At 54.0% G+C, this 25752-nt stretch carries 27 protein-coding genes; 5 read left to right on the top strand and 22 right to left on the bottom strand.

The window, feature by feature from the left end; translation table 11 throughout:
* The first annotated feature begins 12 nt into the window (after nt 1–12).
* Together AC1MKH_RS19445 and pphB are read left to right on the top strand one after the other, a co-directional pair.
* The gene (locus AC1MKH_RS19445; RefSeq protein ID WP_327622007.1) at nt 13–867 is read left to right on the top strand and encodes a tetratricopeptide repeat protein; all 855 of its coding nucleotides are present in this window, start codon (nt 13–15) and stop codon (nt 865–867) included.
* Nucleotides 868–887: 20 nt separating this feature from the next.
* On the top strand, nt 888–1544 hold the full coding sequence (gene pphB / locus AC1MKH_RS19450; RefSeq protein WP_276222586.1) for a protein-serine/threonine phosphatase: 657 nt from the start codon (nt 888–890) through the stop codon (nt 1542–1544).
* 20 nt (nt 1545–1564) lie between these two features.
* Here pphB and AC1MKH_RS19455 read toward each other — a convergent pair whose 3' ends face one another.
* The 4 genes from AC1MKH_RS19455 to AC1MKH_RS19470 all read right to left on the bottom strand — a co-directional run bounded on the left by AC1MKH_RS19455 (nt 1565) and on the right by AC1MKH_RS19470 (nt 5065).
* Nucleotides 1565–2551, bottom strand: coding sequence for an IS110 family RNA-guided transposase (locus AC1MKH_RS19455; RefSeq protein ID WP_488450733.1), 987 nt, complete (start codon nt 2549–2551; stop codon nt 1565–1567).
* A 246-nt stretch (nt 2552–2797) separates the two neighbouring features.
* The gene (locus AC1MKH_RS19460) at nt 2798–3034 is read right to left on the bottom strand and encodes a non-oxidative hydroxyarylic acid decarboxylases subunit D (protein WP_015963262.1); all 237 of its coding nucleotides are present in this window, start codon (nt 3032–3034) and stop codon (nt 2798–2800) included.
* 10 nt (nt 3035–3044) lie between these two features.
* Complete coding sequence (locus tag AC1MKH_RS19465) at nt 3045–4472, bottom strand: non-oxidative hydroxyarylic acid decarboxylases subunit C (RefSeq protein ID WP_276224041.1); 1428 nt, start codon at nt 4470–4472, stop codon at nt 3045–3047.
* Entirely contained in the window at nt 4472–5065 is a 594-nt protein-coding gene (locus tag AC1MKH_RS19470) for a non-oxidative hydroxyarylic acid decarboxylases subunit B (RefSeq protein WP_276224039.1), read from the bottom strand. Before AC1MKH_RS19470 ends, AC1MKH_RS19465 begins: the two co-directional genes overlap by 1 nt.
* A 170-nt stretch (nt 5066–5235) precedes the next feature.
* On the opposite strand from AC1MKH_RS19470, the gene AC1MKH_RS19475 reads away from it, so the two are divergent.
* Nucleotides 5236–5640, top strand: coding sequence for a MarR family winged helix-turn-helix transcriptional regulator (locus AC1MKH_RS19475; protein WP_276224038.1), 405 nt, complete (start codon nt 5236–5238; stop codon nt 5638–5640).
* A gap of 62 nt (nt 5641–5702) precedes the next feature.
* Here AC1MKH_RS19475 and rpoS read toward each other — a convergent pair whose 3' ends face one another.
* From rpoS to cysG, 13 genes are all read right to left on the bottom strand, one after another.
* Nucleotides 5703–6695 (bottom strand): RNA polymerase sigma factor RpoS, encoded by a 993-nt coding sequence (rpoS, locus tag AC1MKH_RS19480; RefSeq protein ID WP_015963258.1) that lies wholly within the window; start codon nt 6693–6695, stop codon nt 5703–5705.
* Between the two features lie 105 nt (nt 6696–6800).
* Nucleotides 6801–7958 (bottom strand): murein hydrolase activator NlpD, encoded by a 1158-nt coding sequence (gene nlpD, locus AC1MKH_RS19485; RefSeq protein WP_276224034.1) that lies wholly within the window; start codon nt 7956–7958, stop codon nt 6801–6803.
* Nucleotides 7959–8083: 125 nt separating this feature from the next.
* Complete coding sequence (locus tag AC1MKH_RS19490) at nt 8084–8710, bottom strand: protein-L-isoaspartate(D-aspartate) O-methyltransferase (protein WP_015963256.1); 627 nt, start codon at nt 8708–8710, stop codon at nt 8084–8086.
* Nucleotides 8704–9465, bottom strand: a complete 762-nt coding sequence (gene surE, locus AC1MKH_RS19495) for a 5'/3'-nucleotidase SurE (RefSeq protein ID WP_015963255.1) — start codon at nt 9463–9465, stop codon at nt 8704–8706. The genes AC1MKH_RS19490 and surE overlap by 7 nt, the downstream gene beginning before the upstream one ends.
* Nucleotides 9446–10495, bottom strand: coding sequence for a tRNA pseudouridine(13) synthase TruD (truD, locus tag AC1MKH_RS19500; protein WP_231826391.1), 1050 nt, complete (start codon nt 10493–10495; stop codon nt 9446–9448). Before truD ends, surE begins: the two co-directional genes overlap by 20 nt.
* Nucleotides 10492–10971, bottom strand: coding sequence for a 2-C-methyl-D-erythritol 2,4-cyclodiphosphate synthase (gene ispF, locus AC1MKH_RS19505; RefSeq protein WP_015963253.1), 480 nt, complete (start codon nt 10969–10971; stop codon nt 10492–10494). The genes truD and ispF overlap by 4 nt, the downstream gene beginning before the upstream one ends.
* A complete protein-coding gene (ispD, locus tag AC1MKH_RS19510; protein ID WP_327622012.1) occupies nt 10971–11681 on the bottom strand; it encodes a 2-C-methyl-D-erythritol 4-phosphate cytidylyltransferase in 711 nt (236 codons plus the stop codon). The genes ispF and ispD overlap by 1 nt, the downstream gene beginning before the upstream one ends.
* 24 nt (nt 11682–11705) lie before the next feature.
* On the bottom strand, nt 11706–12017 hold the full coding sequence (gene ftsB, locus AC1MKH_RS19515) for a cell division protein FtsB (protein WP_015963251.1): 312 nt from the start codon (nt 12015–12017) through the stop codon (nt 11706–11708).
* Nucleotides 12018–12180: 163 nt separating this feature from the next.
* Complete coding sequence (locus AC1MKH_RS19520) at nt 12181–12507, bottom strand: DUF3561 family protein (protein ID WP_015963250.1); 327 nt, start codon at nt 12505–12507, stop codon at nt 12181–12183.
* Nucleotides 12508–12550: 43 nt separating this feature from the next.
* On the bottom strand, nt 12551–13156 hold the full coding sequence (gene cysC, locus AC1MKH_RS19525; protein WP_276224024.1) for an adenylyl-sulfate kinase: 606 nt from the start codon (nt 13154–13156) through the stop codon (nt 12551–12553).
* Nucleotides 13156–14583, bottom strand: coding sequence for a sulfate adenylyltransferase subunit CysN (gene cysN / locus AC1MKH_RS19530; protein WP_276224022.1), 1428 nt, complete (start codon nt 14581–14583; stop codon nt 13156–13158). The genes cysC and cysN overlap by 1 nt, the downstream gene beginning before the upstream one ends.
* A 9-nt stretch (nt 14584–14592) precedes the next feature.
* The gene (gene cysD / locus AC1MKH_RS19535) at nt 14593–15501 is read right to left on the bottom strand and encodes a sulfate adenylyltransferase subunit CysD (protein WP_015963247.1); all 909 of its coding nucleotides are present in this window, start codon (nt 15499–15501) and stop codon (nt 14593–14595) included.
* Between the two features lie 9 nt (nt 15502–15510).
* Nucleotides 15511–16917: a siroheme synthase CysG gene (cysG, locus tag AC1MKH_RS19540; protein ID WP_276224047.1), complete on the bottom strand. Its 1407-nt coding sequence runs from the start codon at nt 16915–16917 to the stop codon at nt 15511–15513.
* A 248-nt stretch (nt 16918–17165) separates the two neighbouring features.
* On the opposite strand from cysG, the gene AC1MKH_RS19545 reads away from it, so the two are divergent.
* Nucleotides 17166–18209: an aminopeptidase gene (locus AC1MKH_RS19545; protein WP_276224020.1), complete on the top strand. Its 1044-nt coding sequence runs from the start codon at nt 17166–17168 to the stop codon at nt 18207–18209.
* A 66-nt stretch (nt 18210–18275) separates the two neighbouring features.
* Here the strand turns inward: AC1MKH_RS19545 and AC1MKH_RS19550 are convergent, their stop codons facing one another.
* The 4 genes from AC1MKH_RS19550 to cysJ form a co-directional block, all read right to left on the bottom strand.
* The gene (locus AC1MKH_RS19550; RefSeq protein WP_000956460.1) at nt 18276–18428 is read right to left on the bottom strand and encodes a Hok/Gef family protein; all 153 of its coding nucleotides are present in this window, start codon (nt 18426–18428) and stop codon (nt 18276–18278) included.
* A 265-nt stretch (nt 18429–18693) separates the two neighbouring features.
* Nucleotides 18694–19428 (bottom strand): phosphoadenosine phosphosulfate reductase, encoded by a 735-nt coding sequence (cysH, locus tag AC1MKH_RS19555; RefSeq protein ID WP_276224015.1) that lies wholly within the window; start codon nt 19426–19428, stop codon nt 18694–18696.
* Nucleotides 19429–19564: 136 nt separating this feature from the next.
* Nucleotides 19565–21277, bottom strand: coding sequence for an assimilatory sulfite reductase (NADPH) hemoprotein subunit (gene cysI, locus AC1MKH_RS19560; protein WP_276224013.1), 1713 nt, complete (start codon nt 21275–21277; stop codon nt 19565–19567).
* Entirely contained in the window at nt 21277–23079 is a 1803-nt protein-coding gene (gene cysJ, locus AC1MKH_RS19565; RefSeq protein ID WP_276224011.1) for an NADPH-dependent assimilatory sulfite reductase flavoprotein subunit, read from the bottom strand. The genes cysI and cysJ overlap by 1 nt, the downstream gene beginning before the upstream one ends.
* 303 nt (nt 23080–23382) lie before the next feature.
* On the opposite strand from cysJ, the gene queD reads away from it, so the two are divergent.
* On the top strand, nt 23383–23748 hold the full coding sequence (gene queD, locus AC1MKH_RS19570; RefSeq protein WP_015963241.1) for a 6-carboxytetrahydropterin synthase QueD: 366 nt from the start codon (nt 23383–23385) through the stop codon (nt 23746–23748).
* A gap of 1325 nt (nt 23749–25073) precedes the next feature.
* Here the strand turns inward: queD and queE are convergent.
* A complete protein-coding gene (gene queE, locus AC1MKH_RS19575; protein WP_015963240.1) occupies nt 25074–25745 on the bottom strand; it encodes a 7-carboxy-7-deazaguanine synthase QueE in 672 nt (223 codons plus the stop codon).
* Nucleotides 25746–25752: the final 7 nt, after the last annotated feature.

Genomic DNA, 25752 nt, shown 5'->3' on the forward strand with positions numbered 1-25752 from the left:
TTAAGGAAATATATGAAAAGGATTTTTCTATTTATAGTAGTAATACTCCAATTCTCGGGTAGTTGTTTAGCTACTTCGCAGCCATCACTTGATGATCTCATTCAGGCTGAAAAACGTTATTCTCTTACCAAGCAAAAAAAACTTAATGATATTATTACACAGGCTCAATCTGGTGACAAAAAAGCTCAACAGACATTAGGCCTTGTTTACAGAGAAGGTTTCACCGGAGTTATTAATCGAGAAAAATCATTTTATTGGTTTAACCTTGCAGCAATTCAAGAAGATCCCATTTCAGAGTTTTATGTCGGCCTTTTATATCATGAAGGCGATAAAAATACTCCTCCAGATTATAGCAATGCGTTAAAATGGTATGAGAAGGCAGCTAACCATGGTAATACACAGGCACAAGTAAACTGTGCCAATATCTATCAGTTTGGGCCTACCGCATTCAAAGATATTAATAAGGCCAAATATTGGCTACTTAAGGCCGCAGAAACTGGAGATCCTATCGCTCATGCGAATCTGGGCCTGCTTGCCGCAGAAGAGAAGAAATATGATGAAGCTGCCTCATACTTGAAATATGCCGCAGAGAAAGGCCAGCGTATTGCTCAATATAATTATGCCACACTCTTTCTAAATGGTACTGGTGTCGCTAAAAATATCGGCCAAGCTAAATATTGGTATGAGAAAGCGGCGGCACAAGATCTTCCTGATGCACAAATTTACTTAGGCAGGATTTATGCGTCAGGAGCAGATGTGAAAGGCGTAGATAAAGAAAAAGCATTATATTGGCTTAATATGGCTAAAGAGAAAGGTGCAATTTCTGAGGAACAAATCAACGCTATTCTTTCACAAAAGAATGATTAACATCCTTATGGGGAGTTGTGATGCTATCCGTTCGCTATCAAAAAATTGACACTCATCACTATCGCCATATCTGGGCCGTTGGTGATATTCATGGTGACTATCAATTATTACAATCCCGCTTGCACCAATTATCTTTTTGTTCTGAAACTGACTTACTTATTTCCGTAGGCGATAATATTGATCGTGGGCCGGATAGTCTTAACGTGCTACGCCTGTTAAACCAGCCCTGGTTTACATCGGTTAAAGGCAACCACGAGGCAATGGCGCTTGATGCCTTCGCGACTGGCGATGGCAATATGTGGCTTGCCAGTGGCGGTGACTGGTTCTTTGAGTTAAATGATTCAGAACAAAAAGAAGCAATAGACCTGTTGCTTCGCTTTCATCATCTTCCGCATATTATAGAAATCACCAACGATATTATAAAATATGTTATCGCACATGCAGATTATCCGGGTGATGAGTATCAGTTTGGCAAGGAAGTAGCGGAAAGAGAGATACTTTGGCCTGTTGAGCGCGTGCAGAAATCACTCAAAGGTGAGTTAAAAGAAATAAACGGTGCCGACTGTTTTATCTTCGGGCATATGATGTTTACAAATATCCAGACATTTGCCAATCAGGTTTATATTGATACCGGCTCGCCGGAAAGCGGACGGTTATCGTTTTATAAAATTAAATGACGTAGCTACCGTCTTGAACGTCAAGCGGTAGCTGCATAATTTTCGTCCCAGAGAAGCCGCGTTTTTAACACTCCGAAGCATAAATGCACCAGTTTGCGCATAACCGCTCCCAGTGCGGCTTTTTTGGCTTTACCCTTTGCGACCAGTCGTTCATAAACAGCTTTTGCCTGTTTGTTCCAGCGGCACGCGCTCAGCGCTGCAACATACAGCTTAGCCCGTACTTCCGACGGCCCTGTCTTTGACATATGGGGTCTGCCACGTACCGAACTCCCCGACGTTTTCTCTACCGGCGTGATACCCAGATAAGCCGCGACCTGTGAGGCGCTTTTGAACGTCCCGTCTTTCAGCAGTGCCAGCATCTCCCGCCCGACCTGATCTTTAACGCCCTTGATCGATTTCAGTAAATCAAGATCAGCCTTCAACCCCGGATCGTTATCTGTATGATCGGTTATGAGTTTTTCTATCCGGGCCAGTTCATCGCTCAGCCAGCTTTTCGTCCGCTCAAGTGAACGGATGACCTCCTGCGGAGTGGTTGTGGAATTCGCTTTTTCCAGCCGGTTCACCGTGCGCTGAACATCCTCTTTCAGGGCATCCCGCTGGCGCAGCAGCGCCCTCAGCTTGCGGACTTCGGGCGAAGGTGGAACCCAGGCATTCGGGTGTTTCAGCTCGCCATAACAGGCCAGAACGAAGGCATCCACAGCATCATTCTTGTTGAGAATACCCATCCCGCTGGCAAATTCACGAACACGATAGGGATTAGCCATGCAGACTCTGACACCGGCTTCATGCAGGCCATATGCCAGATTTTCATGGTAGATACCCGTCGCTTCCAGCACGACCGTCACACTTTCCGGAACGCATTTTTGTGCGCTCAGCCAGTCGATAACTTTGCTGGAGACGTCGGGTTCATTGGTCAGAACTTTGTGTTTTTTTTTGCCGCCGGGACCGGCAGTAAGCAGACAAACATCGATTTTATTTTTACTGACATCAATACCGAGAGTACACATCGAGAATCTCCTTTCACCTGAGCCAACACGTCATTCCAGCCTTGTACATACGAAGTCAGAGCTTCTGGTTACCGTTCGGATTTTGAGTGACGTGAAAGGTGAAACGGGAGGCTTAAGCTACGTCGAAAGATCGATGTCTTCAGGCCGGATACAAGCTTCTCCCGTTTCATGTAGCTGATAGCTAATCAGCTACCAGTTCAAGATACAAGGCCGGGTAAGGCGTAGCCGCCACCCGGCATTGTGTGCTTAACGCTTATCTTCCGCCAGCAGCGGCGGGATGCTCGGCACCATTGGCGCGTCATCAATATCTTTCTGCGTCATACGAAACGCTTCCGGGTAATGTTCGCGACTGGTGCGGCGTAGCGGTTCGGTATCGCGCCAGGTATAAAGGCAATGCTGGCACTGGTAGACCGTCCAGACATCTTTCACCGGCGATTTCGCCATCACTTCAATCTGTTCATCGGCACAACGTGGACAAATCATCTTCTTCTCCTTATTGACGTGCGGCCAGCATAGCGGTCAGTTTTTCAGCCCAGGCTTTGGTTTCCGGTAAGTCCACCACCGGCTGGCTGTAGTGACCACGGTTGTCCGGGGCGACAGGCGTGGTGGCGTCGATAATCAGCTTGTCGGTGATCCCCGCCGGGCTAGAGCCAGGGTCGAGTTCCAGCACGGACATATTCGGCAACTGCACCAAATCCCCTGCCGGGTTCACTTTAGAGGAGAGCGCCCACATCACCTGCGGCAGGTTGAACGGGTCAACGTCTTCATCGACCATAATCACCATCTTTACGTAGCCCAGACCGTGCGGCGTGGTCATCGCACGCAGGCCCACCGCGCGGGCAAAGCCGCCGTAGCGTTTTTTGGTGGAGATTATCGCCAGCAGGCCATGGGTGTACATGGCGTTCACCGCCTGCACTTCCGGGAACTCGGCTTTCAGTTGCTGATACAGCGGCACGCAGGTGGCAGGCCCCATCAGGTAGTCGATTTCGGTCCACGGCATGCCGAGGTACAGCGATTCAAAAATCGGTTTGCTGCGGTAAGAGACTTTATCGATGCGCACCACGGTCATATTGCGCCCGCCGGAGTAGTGGCCGGTAAACTCACCGAACGGCCCTTCAATTTCACGTTTGCGGCTTTCGATAACGCCTTCGAGGATCACTTCCGAGCCCCACGGCACATCAAAACCGGTCAGCGGGGCGGTAGCGATCGGGTATGGGCTTTCGCGCAGTGCGCCCGCCATTTCATATTCAGACTGATCGTATTTCAGCGGGGTGGCCCCCATTAGCGTGATGATCGGATCGTTACCGAGGGTGATCGCAATCGGCAGATCTTCACCGCGTTCTTCCGCTTTATGCAGATGCAGAGCGATATCGTGCATCGGCACCGGTTGCAGGCCGAGCTTACGTTTGCCCTTCACTTCCATACGGTAGATGCCGACGTTCTGCTTGCCGAAGTTATCCGGGTCGAGCGGATCGCGGGAAACCACGCAGGCTTTATCGAGATAGAAACCGCCATCGCCATCGTTTAAACGAAACAGCGGCAGGATATCGAACAGGTTAATCTCGTCGCCATCGACGGTGTTCTGTGCCCACGCTGGATTAGCGCGGCGCTCCGGGGCAATCGGGAAGTTATCCCAGCGGCGGATAAACTCATCAATCTGCTTTTTGACCGGCGTATTCGGCGGCAGGCCGAGGGAAATCGCGTGGTTCTGCCAGGAACCGATGGTGTTCATCGCCACGCGCGCATCGGTAAAGCCGCGAATATTATCAAACCACAGCGCGGGCGCGCCGTCGCCAATACGCCCGGTGGCGTTGGCCGCAGCGGCCAGATCTGGCTCGGCGTTCACCTCTTCGCTGATTTTCAGCAATTGCCCCTGGTCGTCGAGCGCCTGTAAAAAGCTGCGTAAATCATCAAAAGCCATTATGCATTCTCCTGTGAAAATGAGTGTGCCGACGGAAGCCCCTTCCAGCGGCGGGCCTTGTCATACTTCAGGCCGAATTGGTCCAGCACGCGGGTGACGATGTGATCGACGATGTCGCCCACCGTTTCCGGGTGGTTATAGAAAGCAGGCATGGGCGGCACCATCGCCACGCCCATGCGGGAAAGCGCGAGCATATTTTCCAGGTGAATGGTGCTGAGCGGCATTTCACGCGGCACCAGTACCAGCTTGCGGCCCTCTTTGAGCACCACATCTGCCGCGCGCCCTACCAGGCTGTCGGCGTATCCGGCGCGGATCCCCGCCAGGGTTTTCATGCTGCAAGGGATCACAATCATGCCGTCAGTCTGAAACGAGCCTGAGGAGATAGTCGCTGCCTGGTCCGCCGGGCTATGGCTGAAATCCGCTAACGCGGCGACATCGCGCGCGCTATAGGGGGTTTCCAGTTCGATGGTGGTTTTCGCCCACTTCGACATCACCAGGTGCGTTTCAACGTCTGGCATATCACGCAACGCCTGAAGCAGTGCGACGCCAAGCGGTGCGCCCGTCGCGCCGGTCATACCCACAATCAGTCTCATTCATCACCTCAATATTTGTTCGTGTACGAACGTTTTATATAACCTACGTCAGAATGTCCTTTCATACAATATTGTTCGTATACGATCGCACTCAGAGCTAAAAAATGAAGGATTAAAAAAGCGGCGCGTAGCGGCTATCATGAGAGAAAGTTTTTTACGATGGGGTTTTCATGGAGTTAAGAAACGAAGCATTCCACCTGCTGCGCCAGCTCTTTCAGCAACACACCGCGCGCTGGCAGCAAGAATTGCCGGAGCTGACCAAGCCCCAGTACGCCGTGATGCGCTCTATCGCTGAGCATCCGGGCATTGAGCAGGTTGAACTGACGGAGGTCGCGGTCAGCACTAAGGCGACGCTTGCTGAGATGTTGAGCCGCATGGAGAGCCGCAATCTGGTGCGACGCGAGCACGATCCGGCCGATAAACGCCGCCGATTTGTTTTTCTCACCGAGGAAGGCGAAGCGTTATTGAACGCAAAAAAAACCGTCGGCAACGCCGTGGATGAGGAGTTTTTGGGCCGATTAAGTAAGGAAGAGCGCGAACAGTTCACGCGGCTGGTGAGGAAGATGATGGGGTGAATGACCGCCCCCAAAAAAGAAAAAGGCCAGTCTCTCGACTGGCCTTTTTGACGAATGTTCACTTACTCGCGGAACAGCGCTTCGATATTCAGCCCCTGCGTCTGCAAAATTTCACGCAGACGACGCAGACCTTCAACCTGAATCTGACGAACGCGTTCACGAGTCAGGCCAATTTCGCGGCCCACATCTTCAAGCGTTGCAGCTTCATACCCCAGTAAACCGAAACGGCGTGCCAGCACTTCACGCTGTTTAGCGTTCAGTTCGAACAGCCATTTGACGATGCTCTGTTTCATGTCATCGTCCTGCGTGGTGTCTTCCGGGCCGTTTTCTTTTTCATCGGCCAGGATGTCCAGCAGCGCTTTTTCAGAATCTCCGCCCAACGGCGTGTCAACTGAGGTAATGCGCTCGTTGAGACGCAGCATACGGCTTACGTCATCAACCGGTTTGTCCAGTTGCTCGGCTATCTCTTCCGCACTTGGCTCGTGGTCCAGTTTATGGGACAACTCACGCGCCGTACGCAGATAGACGTTCAGCTCTTTGACGATGTGAATCGGCAAACGAATGGTACGGGTTTGGTTCATAATCGCCCGTTCAATCGTCTGGCGGATCCACCAGGTCGCGTAGGTTGAAAAGCGGAACCCGCGTTCCGGGTCAAACTTCTCAACGGCGCGGATCAGCCCCAAATTGCCCTCTTCGATAAGATCCAGCAATGCCAGACCACGATTGCCATAACGGCGAGCAATTTTTACCACCAGACGCAGGTTACTCTCGATCATCCTGCGACGGGAGGCGACGTCTCCACGCAATGCACGACGTGCAAAATAGACTTCTTCTTCGGCTGTTAACAGTGGAGAATAACCGATCTCTCCAAGGTAAAGCTGAGTCGCGTCCAGCACACGCTGTGTGGCACCCTGCGATAACAGCTCTTCCTCAGCCAGGTCGTTATCACTGGGTTCCTCTTCTACTAAGGCTTTCTCATCGAAAACCTCTGCTCCGTTCTCATCAAATTCCGCGTCTTCATTTAAATCATGAACTTTCAGCGTATTCTGACTCATAAGGTGGCTCCTACCCGTGATCCCCAGGCAAAGCACCTTATCACTTCATCTTCAGACGGCGCATTTACACCGCCTGAATGACTCCGTGCTTAGTACTCTGCCGAATTATCGCTGCGGCAAATACTGCAGCGGGTTTACGGATTTCCCCTTGTAACGAATTTCAAAATGCAAGCGTGTCGAACTGGTTCCGGTGCTACCCATGGTAGCTATTTTTTGCCCCGCCTTGACCTCTTGTTGTTCCCGGACCAGCATTGTGTCGTTATGGGCGTAGGCGCTCAGGTAATCATCGTTATGTTTGATGATAATTAAGTTACCGTAACCTCGCAGCGCATTACCGGCATACACAACGCGACCATCCGCGGTCGCGGTGATAGCCTGTCCTTTGCTACCTGCGATATCGATGCCTTTGTTGCCTCCTTCGGAGCCGCCAAAGCCTTCGATGATTTTGCCGTCAGTTGGCCAGCGCCAGGACGAAATTGGCGCGCTGGTTGTCGTACTGCTGGCATTGGGTACGGAAGAGCTCGCAACCGGTGCTGTTACAGGCGCTGTGACTGTCGTCGCAGGCTTGTTATTAGGCAACATCTTGTTAGCACTTTGTTCACCTGAATCCTCAGAATACGTAATTGTTGGTTGCGACGCAACAGCCACGGTTGAATTTTGTGCAGGTTTTGCGACCGCCGTCTGAGAAGTGGTTGCCGCTTGCGTGCTGGCCATTGCAACCGGATTATTGCCGGTGATCGGCTGGCCGGACGCGTTCCCAACTTGCAGCACCTGGCCAACATTCAGCGCGTAAGGCGCGGCGACATTGTTGCGCTGCGCCAGGTCGCGGAAGTCGTTACCGGTGACCCATGCGATATAGAAAAGCGTGTCGCCATGCTTGACGGTATAAGTGCTGCCGCCCGCGTAACTGCCTTTCGGAATATCGCCGTATTTACGGTTATAGACGATATGACCGTTCTGCATTTGCACCGGTTGCTGGGCAACAGGCTGCTGAGTGACCGGCTGAATCTGCGTCGGCTGAGTTTGAACCGGCTGCACCGGTTGGATTTGCGGCGTGGCTGGCACGCTGTTTTGCGCCGTTGCGCCCGCTTTCTGCTGCGGCGTGATGAGCATGCCGGAATTGGTGCTGCTGGAGGTGTTTCCGTTAACAGAGGTTACCGGCGCAGGCGGATTGTCCGAAGACGTACAGCCTGCCAGCCAGAGTGAAACCAATGATAATGCCGCAACACGGCGTACGGTGATTTTTGGGCTTCCCGCGCTCATTTATCCCCCAGGAATAGTGTTAACTGCCAGTGTTTTAATAACCGTGTCGCGTCCATCGTGGACTCTTACAAAGTCTCCCCACGATACGCTGAATTGTGCCGAAAAACCTAAGAAAAATCCGGGTCTCAGGCCAGCTCTCCTTTGACTAAAGGAACAAAACGCACGGCTTCCACGGTATCAATAATGAATTCGCCTCCCCGTCGATGAACGCGTTTTAAAAACTGATGTTCATCGCCCACGGGTAAAACGAGAATGCCGCCTTCATCCAGCTGCGACATTAGCGCCACCGGAATTTCCGGCGGTGCGGCCGTGACGATAATGGCGTCGAAAGGCGCACGCGCCTGCCAACCCTGCCAGCCATCGCCATGGCGAGTAGAGATATTATGCAAATCAAGCTGCTTCAGGCGACGTCTTGCGTGCCATTGCAAACTTTTAATGCGTTCAACCGAACACACGCGCTGCACCAGATGCGCCAGAATCGCGGTCTGATACCCGGAGCCGGTGCCAATTTCCAGCACCCGCGATTCCGGCGTCAGCTCCAGCAGTTCAGTCATCCGCGCAACCATATAAGGCTGAGAAATAGTTTGCCCCTGCCCTATCGGTAAAGCGACGTTTTCCCAGGCTTTATGTTCAAACGCTTCATCAACAAATTTTTCGCGTGGAACGCGGGCAATGGCATCGAGCACCCGCTCATCACGAATGCCCTGCGTGCGAAGTTGTTCCAGAAGCGCCAGTACGCGTCCGCTTACCATTGCGTATCCACTCCCGCCTGTTCCAGCCAACTGCCTACGACTTCACGGGCGCTGTGCGCGGTTAAATCGACATGCAACGGGGTGACGGAAACATACCCGGCGTCAACCGCGGCAAAATCCGTATCCGGGCCAGCGTCCTGTTTTTCGCCCGGTGGGCCAATCCAGTAGAGCGTATTGCCGCGTGGATCCTGCTGCGGAATCACTTTATCCGCCGGATGACGGCTGCCGCAACGGGTAACGCGAATGCCTTTGATTTGATCGAGCGGTAAGTCCGGCACGTTGACGTTGAGAATACGCCCGGTGCGCAGCGGTTCACGCGCCAGCGCGCGCAGCAACGTACAGGTGACCGCCGCCGCCGTGTCGTAATGCTGCGTGCCGTTCAGCGAAACCGCCAGTGCCGGAAAACCGAGGTGACGCCCCTCCATCGCTGCCGCGACGGTGCCAGAATAGATAACGTCATCGCCCAAATTCGGTCCGGCATTAATACCCGACACGACGATATCAGGACGTGGGCGCATCAGGGCATTGACGCCGAGATAGACACAGTCCGTCGGCGTGCCCATCTGCACGGCGATATCGCCGTTTTCAAACGTAAAAGTACGAAGAGAAGATTCCAGCGTCAGCGAGTTTGATGCGCCACTGCGGTTACGATCGGGTGCAACTACCTGAACCTCGGCAAATTCCCGTAAGGCTCTGGCCAGTGCCTGTATGCCTGGCGCGTGGATCCCGTCATCGTTACTCAGCAATATTCGCATATTCACCTGTTGTATTGATAAGTTCCCTTACCACGCTGGTCGCAAAACTGCCCGCCGGGAGCCAGAAACGCAACTCTACGGTTACGTCGTCCCACCAGTTCCACTCAAGCTGTTGTGGATAGAGCAGCATCGCGCGCCGCGCGGCCTCTACTTTTTCGCGCACCAGCAACGACTGGAGCGCAGTTTCTTCTGCAAGCTGAAGTTGTTCAAATGCGAGCGCTTCACGCTGGGTTCCCCAGTCGCCGCTACCCGGCATTGACGCGGTGATCATCAATTCGCGTGCATCCACACGCGTTTGCAGTTCGGGCATTTCTTCAGGCGTGGCGACAAACCAGCTGCCGCGTCCCGCTAATTGTAGCGCATCGCCATCAACAACTTGATTAAATTCCGGTTTCTGTAAGCGCGCGCTCGCCAGCTGATTAAACAACGCACTGCGCGCTGCCGACAACCAAAAACTGCGTTTATTGCGATCGCGCACCGGCGCACCGCTTTCGGCCCAGCGCAGCGCACCCTGTAGATTACTGCCGCCAATACCAAAACGCTGAGCGCCAAAATAGTTCGGCACACCCTGGGCGTTAATCGCCTGCAGGCGCGTGTCGACATCCTCGCGGTGACTGACTTCGCGCAGAATAATCGTGAACTGATTGCCTTTCAGCGCGCCTAAACGCAGTTTACGCTTATGTCGCGCATACTCCAGCACCTGGCAGCCTTCCAGCTCGAACTTACTTAAATCGGGCATCTCTTTGCCCGGCACGCGTGCGCAGAGCCACTGCTCGGTGACCGCGTGTTTGTCTTTCTGCCCGGCAAAGCTCACTTCGCGAGCGTGAATCTTCAGGAATTTCGCCAGCGCGTCAGCCACGAAACGGGTATTGCAGCCATTTTTCAGGATGCGCACCAGAACGTGTTCGCCTTCGCCGTCGGGCTCAAACCCTAAGTCTTCCACCACCAGGAAATCTTCCGGGTTGGCTTTCAGCAGCCCGTGTCCCTGCGGCTTACCGTGCAGGTAAGTCAGGTCATCGAATGCAATCATTTGTTTGCCTTATACAACAGAGCGACCGCTTCGCAGGCGATGCCTTCACCGCGCCCGGTAAAACCGAGTTTTTCAGTGGTGGTCGCTTTTACGTTAACGTCATCCATATGGCAGCCAAGATCTTCAGCGATAAAGACACGCATTTGCGGGATGTGCGGCAGCATTTTCGGCGCCTGCGCGATGATGGTGACATCGACGTTGCTCAGGGTGTAGCCCTTTGCCTGCACGCGTTTCCAGGCCTCACGCAGCAGCGCGCGGCTGTCTGCACCTTTGAACGCCGGGTCGGTGTCCGGGAAGAGTTTCCCAATATCGCCCAATGCCGCTGCGCCAAGCAGGGCATCGGTCAGCGCATGGAGCGCGACGTCGCCGTCAGAGTGGGCGAGCAGCCCTTTCTCGTAAGGGATGCGCACGCCGCCGATAATAATCGGCCCTTCGCCGCCAAACGCGTGTACATCAAAACCGTGTCCAATTCGCATTATGCTTTCTCCTGGTGTCCCGATCGGGTGAGGTAAAATTCTGCCAGCGCCAGATCTTCCGGGCGTGTCACTTTAATATTATCAGCGCGTCCGGCAACCAGCGCCGGATGAAAACCACAATATTCCAGCGCCGATGCTTCATCGGTGATGGTTGCGCCTTCGTTGAGCGCCCGGGTCAGGCAATCGAAGAGTAATTCGCGGGGGAAAAACTGCGGTGTCAGGGCGTGCCACAGATCGTTGCGGTCAACCGTATGGGCAATCGCAGGTTTGCCGGGCTCCGCGCGTTTCATGGTATCGCGTACCGGCGCGGCCAGAATACCGCCGACGCGGCTGGTTGCGCACAGCGCCAGCAGACGCGCCAGGTCATCCTGATGTAAACAAGGGCGCGCGGCATCGTGCACCAGCACCCACTCTGCATTGCCAGCGGCTTTCAGGCCCGCCAGCACGGAGTCGGCACGTTCGGCGCCGCCGTCAACGACGGTAATTTGCGGATGCTGTGCCAGAGAGAGTTGGCTGAAACGCTCGTCTCCGGGAGAGACAGCGATGATCACCCGCTGGACGCGCGCATTTGCCAGCAGCGCATCCACCGAATGTTCGAGAATCGTTTTGTTACCGATTGAGAGATATTGTTTCGGGCAGTCCGTTTGCATGCGGCGACCAAATCCGGCCGCCGGAACCACGGCGCAAACGCCCGGAAAAGTTGCTGCCATGTGTTAATCCTGGGCTTATTCTGTTTATCGGTTTGTTTGCCCTGAACTCTGATTGCGTTTCGACGCATCCGGCACCAGACGGTAGAAGGTTTCACCCGGTTTCGTCATGCTGAGTTCATTGCGTGCGCGTTCTTCGATAGCTTCCTGGCCGCCGTTAAGGTCATCAATTTCGGCGAAAAGCTGATCGTTGCGCGCTTTTAATTTGGCGTTAGTCGCCTCTTGTACTGACACGTCATCACGGACCCGGCTAAAGTCATGCAGACCATTTTTGCCGAACCACAGCGAATACTGCAACCACACCAGCAAAGCCAGTAATAGCAGCGTTAATTTACCCATCCTGCCCCCTGAAAAACGGCATCATCATCCCAAAACTTGCCGTCGTACTCTACGCCGGCTGCGGACGATACCGCGTCACGCGGGCAATGTATCACATTTTGCCTGCCGATACTTATGTCTCGTTGTCGGGCGATTGTGCGGATTTTCACAAAAAACGTCAGGCTTAGCCCATCAACCATAGAAATAATAGACCGCACAACGCGGCGACGGTAAGCAACGTTGCGATAATACTGTAGCGCAATTTGCTGTTCACCAGCGAGTGGATTGCCACGCCAATCACCACAGCAACGGGCATCAGCGCAAGGAAGAAAGGCCAGGTATAGAGGAAGAAAAACAGGGTGTTATTGCCATACCAAAGGTAGGGAATACCCAATGCAATCAGCCAGGCAACGAAACCCACGGTTGCGCCTGACAAAGACCAGGTGGTTTCGTCATCGGGCGGGGGGATGGACTCTGAACGCGTCAGGCTGATGTTTTGAGTATTGCGCATAGTTAATCCTGTCAGGCCGGGCAACGATACGCCCGGCACTCTCTCAGGATCTGATGATATCGTCCTGTCTCAGCAGGTCTAACATTTGGTCCACTAAATTTGTTACCAATTGTTCACCATCGAGGTAGATTTCAGGACGTTCAGGGGATTCATAGACTGAATCAATACCGGTGAAATTGCGCAGTTCTCCGGCACGTGCTTTCTTGTATAACCCTTTGGGATCGCGAGCCTCGCAGGTATCAAGCGGCGTATCGACGAACACCTCGATAAAGCGCCCTTCCCCCACTCGCTCACGCACCATCTGGCGCTCAGCGCGATGCGGAGAGATAAACGCCGTTAAAACCACCAGCCCGGCATCGACCATCAGGTTAGCCACTTCGCCCACCCGACGGATATTCTCTTTGCGATCGTCATCACTAAAGCCGAGATCGCTGCACAAACCGTGACGCACGTTATCGCCATCCAGCAGATAAGTGCTGACGCCCAGTTTATGCAGCGCCTCTTCCAGCGCCCCGGCAACAGTCGATTTCCCCGAACCCGAGAGCCCGGTAAACCACAGCACAACCCCACGATGACCGTGGAGTTGCTCACGCTGTTGCGCAGTGACCGGATGAGCGTGCCAGACGACGTTTTCGTCATGCACCGCCATCACTTGCCTCCCAGCAGGTCACGCGCGCCCCAGTGTGGGAAGTGTTTACGCACCAGCGCGTTGAGTTCCAGCTCGAAGGCACTGAATTCCGATGCCACTGCCGTCGGGGCCGTATTCGGTTCACGCACCATGCCTGCGCCCACCGTGACGTTGGTCAGACGGTCGATAAAGATCAGGCCGCCGGTAACCGGGTTTTGCTGATATTTATCCAGCACCAGCGGTTCATCAAAGGTCAGATCCACCAGGCCGATGCCGTTCAGCGGCAGGTTATCAACGTCACGCTGCGTCAGGTTATTAATATCCACCTGATACTGAATACCGTCCACGCGGGCGCGGGTTTTCTTGCCTGCGATTTTTATGTCATAGCTCTGGCCTGCCGCCAGCGGCTGTTCCGCCATCCATACCACATCCACAGATGCACTCTGTACGGCAGGCAGCCTTTCGCTGGCATCCAGCAGCAGGTCGCCACGGCTGATGTCGATTTCGTCCTTCAGCACCAGCGTCACGGCTTCGCCGGCAAAGGCTTCCTGCAAATCGCCATCGAAAGTGACGATGCGCGCGATGGAGGATTCCACGCCTGACGGCAGCACTTTAATGCGTTGCCCAACCTGAACATGCCCAGAAGCCAGCGTGCCGGAGAACCCACGGAAATCGAGGTTCGGACGGTTCACGTACTGCACCGGGAAGCGCATCGGCTGGGTGTCGACCACGCGTTGAATCTGCACGGTTTCCAGCACTTCCAGCAGCGTCGGGCCGCTGTACCACGGCATTTTTTCGCTCTGACTGGCAACGTTATCCCCTTCCAGTGCCGATAGCGGCACGAAGCGAATATCAAGGTTGCCAGGCAATTGTTCGGCAAAGGTCAGATAGTCCTGACGGATCTGCTCAAACTTCTCTTCGCTGAATTCAACCAGATCCATTTTGTTGACCGCGACGATCAGGTGTTTGATCCCCAGCAGCGTGGAGATAAAACTGTGGCGGCGGGTTTGATCGAGCACGCCTTTACGCGCGTCGATCAGCAGGATCGCCAGATCGCAGGTGGACGCGCCGGTCGCCATGTTACGGGTGTACTGCTCGTGCCCAGGGGTATCGGCGATGATAAATTTGCGCTTCTCAGTAGAAAAATAGCGATACGCCACATCAATGGTAATGCCCTGCTCGCGTTCAGCCTGAAGGCCATCCACCAGCAGCGCCAGATCCAGGCGCTCACCCTGCGTACCGTGACGTTTACTGTCATTGTGCAGCGAAGAGAGCTGATCTTCATAAATCTGACGGGTATCGTGCAGCAAACGGCCAATCAGCGTACTTTTGCCGTCATCCACGCTGCCGCAGGTCAGAAAACGCAGCAGGCTTTTGTGTTGCTGGGCGTGCAGATACGCTTCAACGCCGCCTTCATCCGCAATTTGTTGTGCAATTGAACTGTTCATGGCGGCTCCTTAGAAATAACCCTGACGTTTTTTAAGCTCCATCGAGCCTGCCTGGTCGCGGTCAATCACGCGGCCCTGACGCTCACTGGTGGTCGAAACCAGCATCTCTTCGATGATTTCCGGTAGCGTCTGCGCATCGGATTCCACTGCGCCGGTCAGCGGCCAGCAGCCGAGGGTACGGAAGCGCACCATACGTTTTTTGATAACCTCGCCCGGCTGTAAATCGATGCGATCGTCATCGATCATCATCAGCATACCGTCGCGCTCCAGCACCGGGCGCTCTGCCGCCAGATACAGCGGTACAATTTCGATATTTTCCAGATAGATGTATTGCCAGATATCCAGCTCGGTCCAGTTGGAGAGCGGGAAGACGCGGATGCTTTCACCCTTGTTGATCTGGCCGTTGTAGTTGTGCCACAGCTCCGGGCGCTGGTTTTTCGGGTCCCAGCGGTGGAAACGGTCGCGGAAGGAGTAGATACGCTCTTTAGCGCGCGACTTCTCTTCATCACGACGCGCCCCGCCGAACGCGGCATCAAAACCGTATTTATTCAGCGCCTGTTTCAGGCCTTCAGTTTTCATGATGTCGGTGTGTTTGGCGCTGCCGTGCACAAATGGGTTGATCCCCATCGCCACGCCTTCCGGGTTTTTATGCACCAGCAGCTCACAGCCATAGGCTTTTGCAGTGCGGTCGCGGAACTCGTACATCTCACGGAATTTCCAGCCGGTATCCACGTGCAGCAGCGGGAACGGCAGGGTTCCCGGATAGAACGCTTTACGCGCCAGGTGCAGCATCACGCTGGAGTCCTTGCCGATCGAATACATCATGACCGGGTTGGCGAATTCGGCGGCCACCTCACGGATGATATGGATGCTTTCCGCCTCCAGTTGCCGCAGGTGAGTGAGTCGTTTTTGGTCCATAACCGTTCCTTAAGCCAGATTCACTACAGAAGAATCGAAATTTTCTGAGTCTGTTGTGTGTTGAAACCAGGCGAGCTGGTGATGCAGTTCCACCACTTCGCCGACCACCAGCAGTGCTGGCATGGGGGCCTCTTTCGCCAGGTTTTCGAGTTGTTGCAGGGTGCCTGTTTTTATCTGTTGGTCCGCACGCGTACCGCGCGAAATTACCGCCACCGGCGTTTCGCTATCGCGTCCGTGTTGAATCAGTTGTTGGCTAATCTCCGCCGCTTTCATGGTGCCCATGTAAATCGCCAGCGTCTGACGGCTTTGCGCCAGCTGTTTCCAGTCAAAGGGCGTGCTGTCCGCTTTGTAGTGCCCGGTGACGAAAGTGACGCTTTGCGCGTAATCGCGGTGGGTGAGCGGTATGCCAGCATAGGCTGTTGCACCTGCGGCTGCCGTCACGCCAGGGACGACCTGGAAGGGAATTCCCGCTTCTGCTGCCGCCTGAAGTTCTTCGCCGCCGCGCCCGAAAATAAACGGGTCACCGCCTTTAAGGCGCACCACGTTTTTGCCTTCACGCGCCGCTTCGATTAGCAGACGATTGGTGTCATGCTGGGCTACGGCATGCGTTCCCGCGCGTTTACCCACGCAGATAAGTTCTGCATCACGACGCACCAGTTCTCGCACTGCGTCGCTCACCAGGTGATCGTAGAAAACGATATCCGCCTGCTGAATGACCTGAAGCCCGCGCAGCGTCAGCAGCCCGGCATCACCCGGTCCTGCGCCCACCAGAATAATCTCGCCCACGCGCCGCTGCGGCTGAGCCAGTTCATCCTGTAATGCCGCTTCCGCCGCCTGCTGATTGCCGGCAAGCAACATGTTGGCAATACGGCCACGGAACACGCGTTCCCAGAATCGACGGCGCTCGGCGGTGGTTTTCAGGTGCGTTTTAATCGCATGACGCCAGTAACTGGCCGCTTCGGCCAGCAGGCCTAAGCGCGTTGGCAGTAGAGCTTCAATTTTTTCGCGCAGGATGCGTGCCAGTACCGGCGCGGTGCCGCCGGATGAAATCGCCACCAGCAGCGGCGACCTGTCGACAATCGATGGGAAAATAAAGGAACACTGCGACGGGCTATCCACCACATTCACCAGCCGCTGGCGGGCATTTGCCGCGTCATAAATACGCTGATTGAGTACGCTATCTTCAGTGGCGGCAATCACCAGGAAAACGCTATCGAGCTGTGTTTCCTGAAAAGAGTCTGCCAGCCATGCAATCTTGTTATCCGCCACCAGAGCCGCCAATTCGTCACACAGCGTTTCGCTCACGACCTGAACGTTAGCGCCCGCACGAAGCAAAAACGCAATCTTACGAGCAGCGGTGTCATCGCCGCCCACAACCAGGGCAGTGCGGTCTTTCACAGCGGCAAAAAGGGGCAGATAATCCACAGAGTTACAACTCACTAACAATCAGTCATAGTGGGACTATAGGGTGCCCCTTAGTGCAAATGAAATTACGAAATGGAATGAGTAGTTCCTCAAAGGAATAACAGCCTGAAAAAGCAAATATCAAAAAGTGCTTAACACCCTCTTTTTTGGGCATTTAAGAAGAAATGAAATTGTGTAATTACCGCCTCGGTTTCATACTGGCTGCGTCTAATTTTTTGCATTGTTTAAAGGATTTCCCTATGTCTTCCGCACTGCGTCGCCGCCTCTTTGCGCTGGCGCTTGGCGTATGCTCTGCCTTCCCGGCACTGGCGACAACGACGTCGCCCGGTTCTATCGCAAACACCCAGGCTCGCTATATCGCAACCTATTTCCCTGGCCGTATTACCGGCACACCGGCAGAGATGCTGTCGGCAGATTATTTGCGTCAGCAGTTTGCCAAAATGGGTTATCAAAGCGATATCCGCACGTTCCACAGCCGCTATATCTACACCGCCAAAAATAACCGCCAGAACTGGCATAACGTGATTGGCAGCACCGTTATCGCGGCGCATGAAGGTAAATCGCAGCAGCAGATTATTGTGATGGCGCATCTGGACACCTACGCGCCGCAAAACGATGGCGATGTCGAAAATAATCTCGGCGGGCTGACGCTTCAGGGTATTGATGATAACGCGATGGGGCTGGGCGTGATGCTTGAGCTGGCAGAGCGTTTGAAAGACGTGCCGACGGAGTACGGCATTCGCTTCGTCGCCACCAGCGGCGAGGAAGAAGGCAAGCTGGGCGCGGAGAATCTGCTCAAACGCATGAGCGCCGCCGAGAAGAAAAATACGCTGCTGGTTATCAACCTCGATAATCTGGTCGTCGGCGATAAGCTCTATTTCAACAGCGGCGTTAAAACCCCGGCGTCGGTACGAAAACTCACGCGTGACCGCGCGCTGGCAATTGCGCGCAGCCATGGTATTTCTGCCTTTACCAACCCAGGTTTGAATCCTGATTATCCAAAAGGTACCGGTTGCTGTAATGATGCTGAGGTGTTTGATAACGCAGGTATTCCCGTGTTGTCTGTCGAAGCCACGAACTGGTCGTTAGGGAAGAAAGATGGTTATCAACAGCGGGCAAAAACGCGCAGCTTCCCGGAAGGAAACAGCTGGCACGATGCGCGGCTGGATAATCAGCAGTATCTCGATAAAGCCCTACCGGGCAGAATTGAGCGCCGCAGCCGCGATGTAGTGAAGGTGATGATGCCGCTGGTTGCGGAACTGGCGAAGGCGGGGAAGGTTTAGGTTAAAAGGGTGCCGAAGACCAAACCATCACAATCCAATACGCGGGGTTTTACCCCCGCGTGATGGCTACTTCTTCGATTCGTAAGCGAGAACAGCCTTAAACTCCATACCACGCTCTCTGATACTCAACTCACACAACGAGTCGCCTACCATCAGCGTGAATCCCAGTACTGTAAAACACAGCACTATGATTGCCACAAGGGCATATTTTGTTAGCATGTCTTGCCTCCCTGCAAAGAAGAGACTAACATCCGAATTGCTTAGGTTCGGACGCTGGCCTCAGGTTGATAGAAATATCGCCTGGGGCTTTTGTCCATCTGGAACCTCGCGAATGCTCAACGCCAGACAGCCTCAAGCACCCGACGCCATTCTATGCCTGTTGATTCCCCCTGCTATATTCACGTTTAAAAGCAGGAATGCGGCTCGCAAAATAAAAACGCCCCCATCTTTTCAGACAGAGGCGTTTATTAAGCGGCACGATGTTTTACCCTTCGTGCAGCCCACATTCCCTTTTTAAGCCAAAGAAACGCGTTTCTTCTTCCGCCATGCCGGGTTCCCATTTACGGGTTGTATGGGTATCACCGACGGATAAATATCCTTCATCCCATAGCGGGTGATATTTCAGACCATGTTTTTGCAGGTACTGATATATCGTCCGGTTATCCCAGTCGATAATCGGCAACACCTTAAATACACCCCGCTGAACCGCCAGTACCGGCAATGTTGCGCGGCTACCGGATTGTTCGCGGCGCAGGCCAGCAAACCAGGTTTGTGCGTTCAGTTCTTTCAGCGCCCGGTTCATCGGTTCGACTTTGTTGATATCGTTGTACTTCTCAATACCTTCGACACCCTGCTCCCACAGTTTGCCGTAGCGCGCTTCCTGCCAGGCGGCGCTCTCGGTGGCGCGGTACACTTTCAGGTTGAGCTTGAGTTTGTCCGTTAACTCATCGATAAAACGGTAGGTTTCCGGGAACAAATAACCCGTATCGGTGAGGATCACCGGAATATCCGGACGGATCTGATTCACCAGATGCAGGCTCACCGCCGCCTGAATGCCGAAGCTGGAAGAAAGCACATATTCACCGGGCAGATTTTCCAGCGCCCAGGCGACGCGGCCTTCAGCGTCCAGTTTTTCAAGCTCGGCGTTGGTTTGGGCCAGCGCCAGAATGCGGTCTACCTTTGGCAGTTCGTTCAGGGCGTTTAGATCGAGTTTGGACATAAGTTCCTCACTGTTTGCCTTGCGGGTTAAGTAGGCCGAATAAGGCGTTTACGCCGCATCCGGCAAAAGATGCCACAGTGCCTGATGGCGCTTCGCTTATCAGGCCTACAAAACCGGGCAGGAGCGGCAATTCAAGTTAATCCCACAAATCGCGCGCCGGGTCGAGTACCGGGCGAATGATGCCCGCACGCACCGTAAAGTCGCCGAAGCCTTCACCCGCTTCACGCTCTTTCGCCCAGCGCCCTACCAGCTCATCAATCACCGCAAGAATTTCGGTATCAGTGATGTTTTCTTTGTACATACGCGGGATACGCGTTCCCATGCGGTTACCGCCAAGGTGCAGGTTGTAGCGACCCGGCGCTTTACCGATCAAGCCGATCTCTGCCAGCATCGCGCGGCCACAGCCGTTCGGGCAGCCCGTCACGCGCAGGACGATGTGCTCATCGCTGACACCATGCGTCGCCATCACCGCTTCCACCTTGTCGACGAACGACGGCAGGAAACGCTCAGCTTCGGCCATCGCCAGCGGGCAAGTTGGGAACGAGACGCAGGCCATTGAGTTTTCACGCTGCGGGGTGACAACATTCATCAGGCCGCTCGCCTGCGCAATTTTCTCGATCTTCGCTTTCTGGCTTTCCGGTACACCGGCAATGATCAGGTTCTGGTTCGCGGTAATGCGGAAATCGCCTTTGTGGATCTTCGCGATCTCCAGCAGACCGGTTTTCAGCGGCCGCCCCGGATAATCAAGGATACGACCATTTTCGATAAACAGCGTCAGATGCCATTTGTCGTCGATCCCTTTTACCCAACCGATACGATCGCCACGTCCGGTGAACTCATACGGACGGATCGGTTCAAATTTGATCCCCGCGCGACGTTCAACTTCCGCTTTAAACGTCTCAACACCCACACGCTCGAGCGTGTATTTGGTTTTGGCGTTTTTACGGTCGGTACGATTACCCCAATCGCGCTGGGTGGTAACCACCGCTTCCGCTACCGCCAGGGTATGCTCCAGCGGCAGATAACCAAATTCGCTCGCGGTGCGGGCGTAGGTTTTCTTGTTACCGTGCTCGATGGAAAGCCCACCGCCCACCAGCAGGTTGAAGCCCACCAGTTTACCGTTTTCCGCTATCGCCACGAAGTTCATGTCGTTGGCGTGCAGATCGATATCGTTCTGCGGCGGGATCACTACCGTGGTTTTGAACTTACGCGGCAGATAGGTCTGGCCGAGGATCGGTTCTTCATCGGTGGTGGCGACTTTCTCTTGATCGAGCCAGATCTCCGCATACGCGCGAGTACGCGGCAGCAGATGTTCTGAGATTTTCTTCGCCCACTCGTACGCTTCTGCGTGCAGCTGCGACTCATACGGGTTCGAGGTGCACAACACGTTACGGTTCATATCGTTGGCGGTCGCCAACGCATCAAGACCGACCGAGTGCAGCATCTGGTGCACCGGTTTGACGTTCTTCTTCAGAATGCCGTGAAACTGGAACGTCTGGCGGTTGGTCAGACGGATGCTGCCGTAAATCGTGTTATCAGCGGCGAATTTATCAATTGCCTGCCACTGTTTAGTGGTGATCACCCCACCTGGCAGACGGCAGCGCAGCAGCATCGCATGACGCGGTTCCAGCTTCTGTTCAGCACGTTCCGCGCGAATGTCGCGGTCATCCTGCTGATACATGCCGTGGAAACGGATCAGCAGGAAGTTATCGCCCTTAAACCCGCCGGTCAGGCCATCGTTTAAATCTTCAGCAATCGTGCCGCGCAGGTAGTTGCTCTCAAGCTTCATGCGCTCGGCGTCTGCCAGTTTACCTTCGACCACTAAAGGCCCTGGATGTTTTTCGCTCATTAGTAGACATCTCGCTGATAACGGCGCTCTACGCGCAGCTCACTTAAAAATTCATCCGCCGTTTCGGTGTCCATGCCACCAAATTCGGCAATCACTTCCAGAAGTGCCTGTTCAACGTCTTTCGCCATTCGATTGGCGTCGCCACAGACATAAATGTGGGCACCGTCATTGATCCAGCGCCACACCTCTGCGCCCTGTTCGCGCAGTTTGTCTTGTACGTAAATTTTTTCTTTTTGATCGCGCGACCAGGCGAGATCGATACGGTTCAATACGCCCTCTTTCACGTAACGCTGCCACTCCACCTGATACAGGAAGTCTTCGGTAAAGTGCGGATTGCCAAAGAACAGCCAGTTTTTACCCGGCGCTTCGTCGGCGGCGCGTTGCTGCATAAAGGCGCGGAATGGCGCGATACCGGTGCCAGGACCAATCATAATCACCGGGGTTTCCGGGTTTGCTGGCAGGCGGAAGTTGTCGTTATGTTCGATAAAGACGCGGACCTCTCCCTCTTCTTCCACGCGGTCCGCAAGGAAGCTGGAGGCACCACCCGCACGGGCGCGGCCTTCAATGTCGTAACGCACCACGCCAACGGTGACATGCACTTCGCTTTCCGCTTCCGCCTGCGATGAAGCGATGGAATAGAGGCGCGGCGTCAGCGGGCGTAGCAGGGTGATCAACGTTTCAGCATCAAGCTGCGCCGGGGAGAAACGCACCATATCGACAATCGGCGTGGTCGCGGCGTAATGCTGTAACTTCGCTTTATCGCCCACCAGCGGCAGCAGCGTTTCGCTGCGGGTAAGCGTGGCGTAGTTCTCAACGATGTTGGCGGTGTTAACCGTTAGTTCAAAATTCCACTGCAAAGCTTCAGCCAGCGGCAGGGTTTTGCCGTCAACGGTGACAGATTCATCGCCTTTCAGCCACAGCAGTTCGACAAGTTCTTTCACCAGTGCCGGATCGTTCTGATACCAAACACCCAGCGCATCGCCCGGCTGATAACGCAGGCCAGAGTCGCCTAAATCAATTTCGATATGACGAACGTCTTTTTCTGAATCACGGCTGGTGATTTTCTGGTTAACGGACAAGCTTGCCGTTAGCGGCGCTTCTTTGCTGTATGGGCTGGTGCAGATTTCATTCACTGCGCCCGTGGCGAAGGATTGCGAAGGTGCTGCGACAGGCGCGCGAGATTTCAGTACATCAACCACGCGAGCGCGCCATTCACTGGCGGCAGCCTGATATTCTACATCGGCATCTACACGGTCAAGCAGACGCTCGCCGCCGAGCTCCGCCAGCTTGCTGTCGAAATCTTTCCCTGCCTGGCAAAAGAACTCATACGAGGTATCGCCCAGCCCCAGCACAGCAAACGCGGTGCCATCAAGCTTCGGTGCTTTTTTCGAGAACAGGAACTTATGCAGCGCCACCGCTTCTTCCGGAGGCTCCCCTTCCCCTTGCGTGGAGGCAACGACAACCAGCAGTTTTTCTGACGCGATTTGTTTGAATTTATAATCCCCGGCATTCACCAGGTTCACGTTCAGTTTCGCGGCGAGTAAATCGTCACGCAGCGCTTCAGCGACGCGGCGAGCGTTGCCGGTTTGCGAGGCAGAGATAAGTGTAATGGTTGGGGCCTGAACAGCCGCAGGCGTTGCAGCAATGGCTGCCGCACCAGGCTGCTGGTTTAGCACGCCCCAGAAATAGCCGGAAACCCAGGCAAGCTGGGTCGGCGTTAAGTCAGTCGTGGCCGCCTGAAGGCGTGCCAGTTGCTCCGTATTAAGCGGCAGCAGCGCGGAAGGGGGGACCTGTGTTGTCATGCTTGTTATGTTCCAGTATCAAAGCTGTTTTAAATCGGGAAAAACAAAACTGAATGTAAGGTTAACGAGCTGGATAATAACAATTAAAGAAGGGTTGGAAATATCAAATAACCAAATGGACTAACCTGATTTACAGGTAGTTATTAGCAATAAAAGTGATTGGATAACCTATTGATATAGATAGTAAATGAAGCATGGACACAATCCATTACGCTCTTCACGCCCATTTGTGGGTTTTAGTTAATGATAAAAAATGTGCTTTCCGGTACTATGCGGCGGTTTTTTCCGCAAGACTGAGAGTTCATGATGTCCACCACACTGTTTAAAGATTTCACTTTTGAAGCCGCTCACCGTTTGCCTCACGTACCCGAAGGGCATAAGTGCGGTCGCCTGCACGGCCACTCCTTTATGGTGCGCCTTGAGATTACGGGTGAAGTCGATCCGCATACCGGTTGGATCATGGATTTCGCCGAACTGAAAGCGGCGTTTAAACCGACTTACGATCGTCTGGATCACTATTATCTGAATGATATTCCGGGCCTGGAGAATCCGACCAGCGAAGTGCTGTCGCGCTGGATTTGGGAACAAGTGAAACCGGTTGTGCCGCTGCTGAGCGCGGTGATGGTGAAAGAGACCTGTACGGCGGGTTGTGTTTATCGCGGGGAGTAAGAGCGATTGAGATGCGTGTATTCCTGCGGGGATATGCGCATGCAACAACGCGAAAACTTTGTTCCTGGTAAACATTGCTGATTCAATTTTCAGGCATGAAGATTGTTGGAATCAGTTGCTATTTTTTATCCATAATACAGTTTGATGCTGAGTCTGCAGTAGGTACGTTTAACGCTAAATCGGCAGGCACCAGGGTGCCATGTTTATGTGGGCTCGACTCCCATCCCGCTGTAGACTCACTCCTCATTTTTCCCTCAATATATTTACTGATTGCGCTTTAGATTGGCCTGCAGGCAGATGACTTCTCATGACGTTTTTTGCGAGCGGCCAATTTCCGCAGCTGGAACTGAAGATACAAGGTCAGCGACGCGATCATTTGTAATGCACCTTTCTGATACTGTGGTATATCCCCGCTGGCGCGGGGAACTCCCAGATTCCCCATCAGATCAACAACAATGCTGACCGGTTTATCCCCGCTGGCGCGGGGAACTCTCGTTCGACTGGTTGTAATCGATGACGAACAACGGTTTATCCCCGCTGGCGCGGGGAACTCGCGATCGCCGTCTCGCGTCGTGTATGTAATAGCCGGTATATCCCCGCTGGCGCGGGGAACTCACCAGCTTAGTAACGCTGCGCCCGGCGAGTTTCGGTATATCCCCGCTGGCGCGGGGAACTCTTTTCCGTTTGATACGTAATCAATTACGTGATCGGTATATCCCCGCTGGCGCGGGGAACTCGCTCACTGATAAAGCAAAGCCCGGTTGGCCAGCGGTATATCCCCGCTGGCGCGGAGAACTCGCTATATCACCGGACGCATAACCCGCCTCGCGCGGTATATCCCCGCTGGCGCGGGGAACTCAGTTGAGAAATCACTAAATTTCATCCCAATCTCGGTATATCCCCGCTGGCGCGGGGAACTCCAGCCGCCGCCACAAATCGGCGAGGCTATAATCGGTATATCCCCGCTGGCGCGGGGAACTCTATAAACATAACCCACTGTTTTAAAACACCTTATTCACCAACAAACATCCCACCAACGTACCACATCAATTTCTTTCACAAATCCGCATTATTAAGGAGCTGCTAACCCATTAATTTCAATAAATAAACCATCAGCCTTGTTAAAGTCAGCCCAAAAACACCAAAAGCACTCGACTGAGTTTCGCGCGTTCGGCAAAAGGCCGCTGAGAAAAATATGGGAATGACGACTAACATCCCACTTTAGAGGGAAAAATCTATGAGGAAGGTGCGAAAACGGACAGCCAAAGCTGTCCGTTTATCATCAACTTGTCACCGACCATAACCATGGTCAGCGGTAAGTAAAATCAGGCAATATTCAAATACTTATGCGTCTGCATCGACAAACGCCAGTTGCGCGCAATGCAGGTGTCAATGCACAGGCGTGTGGCATCTTCTTTCTGGCTAATCGGCTGCAGGGCAATCACACGCTGTTTGTCATCCGTCAGCGTCTCCAGCAGCTCGTCCAGCGCTTCAATATCGCGCACGCGGCCTACCGGATGCTTGATTTCATCAGCGCGCTCCAGCGCCTGCGATAGCACGTCATAGCCGCCGCGCATATTCACTTTCGGGGAAACCGTGACCCACGTGGTGTGCGTGCAACGCACTTCGTGCGTACCGCTGGTTTCAATCTGGCAGCTATAGCCGTTTTGCTCGAGCAGCGTTGTCAGCGGGGTGAGGTCGTGAATGCAGGGTTCGCCGCCGGTGATGACAACATGCTTCGCTGTCCAGCCCTGACGGGCAATCGCGGTTAACAGATCGTCTTCCCCTGCCGCGCCCCATTTATCGCTCTCTTTAGTTTTTGCCAGGATGCTGAACAGAGACACTTCCCGATCGCTAAGTTTTTCCCAGGTATGCTTGGTATCACACCAGGCGCAGCCCACCGGGCATCCCTGTAAACGAATAAAGATAGCGGGAACGCCAGTGAAGTAACCCTCGCCTTGCAGGGTCTGGAACATTTCATTAATCGGGTACTGCATAATCATC

The sequence above is a fragment of the Pseudocitrobacter sp. CD920760 genome, from assembly GCF_057782505.1.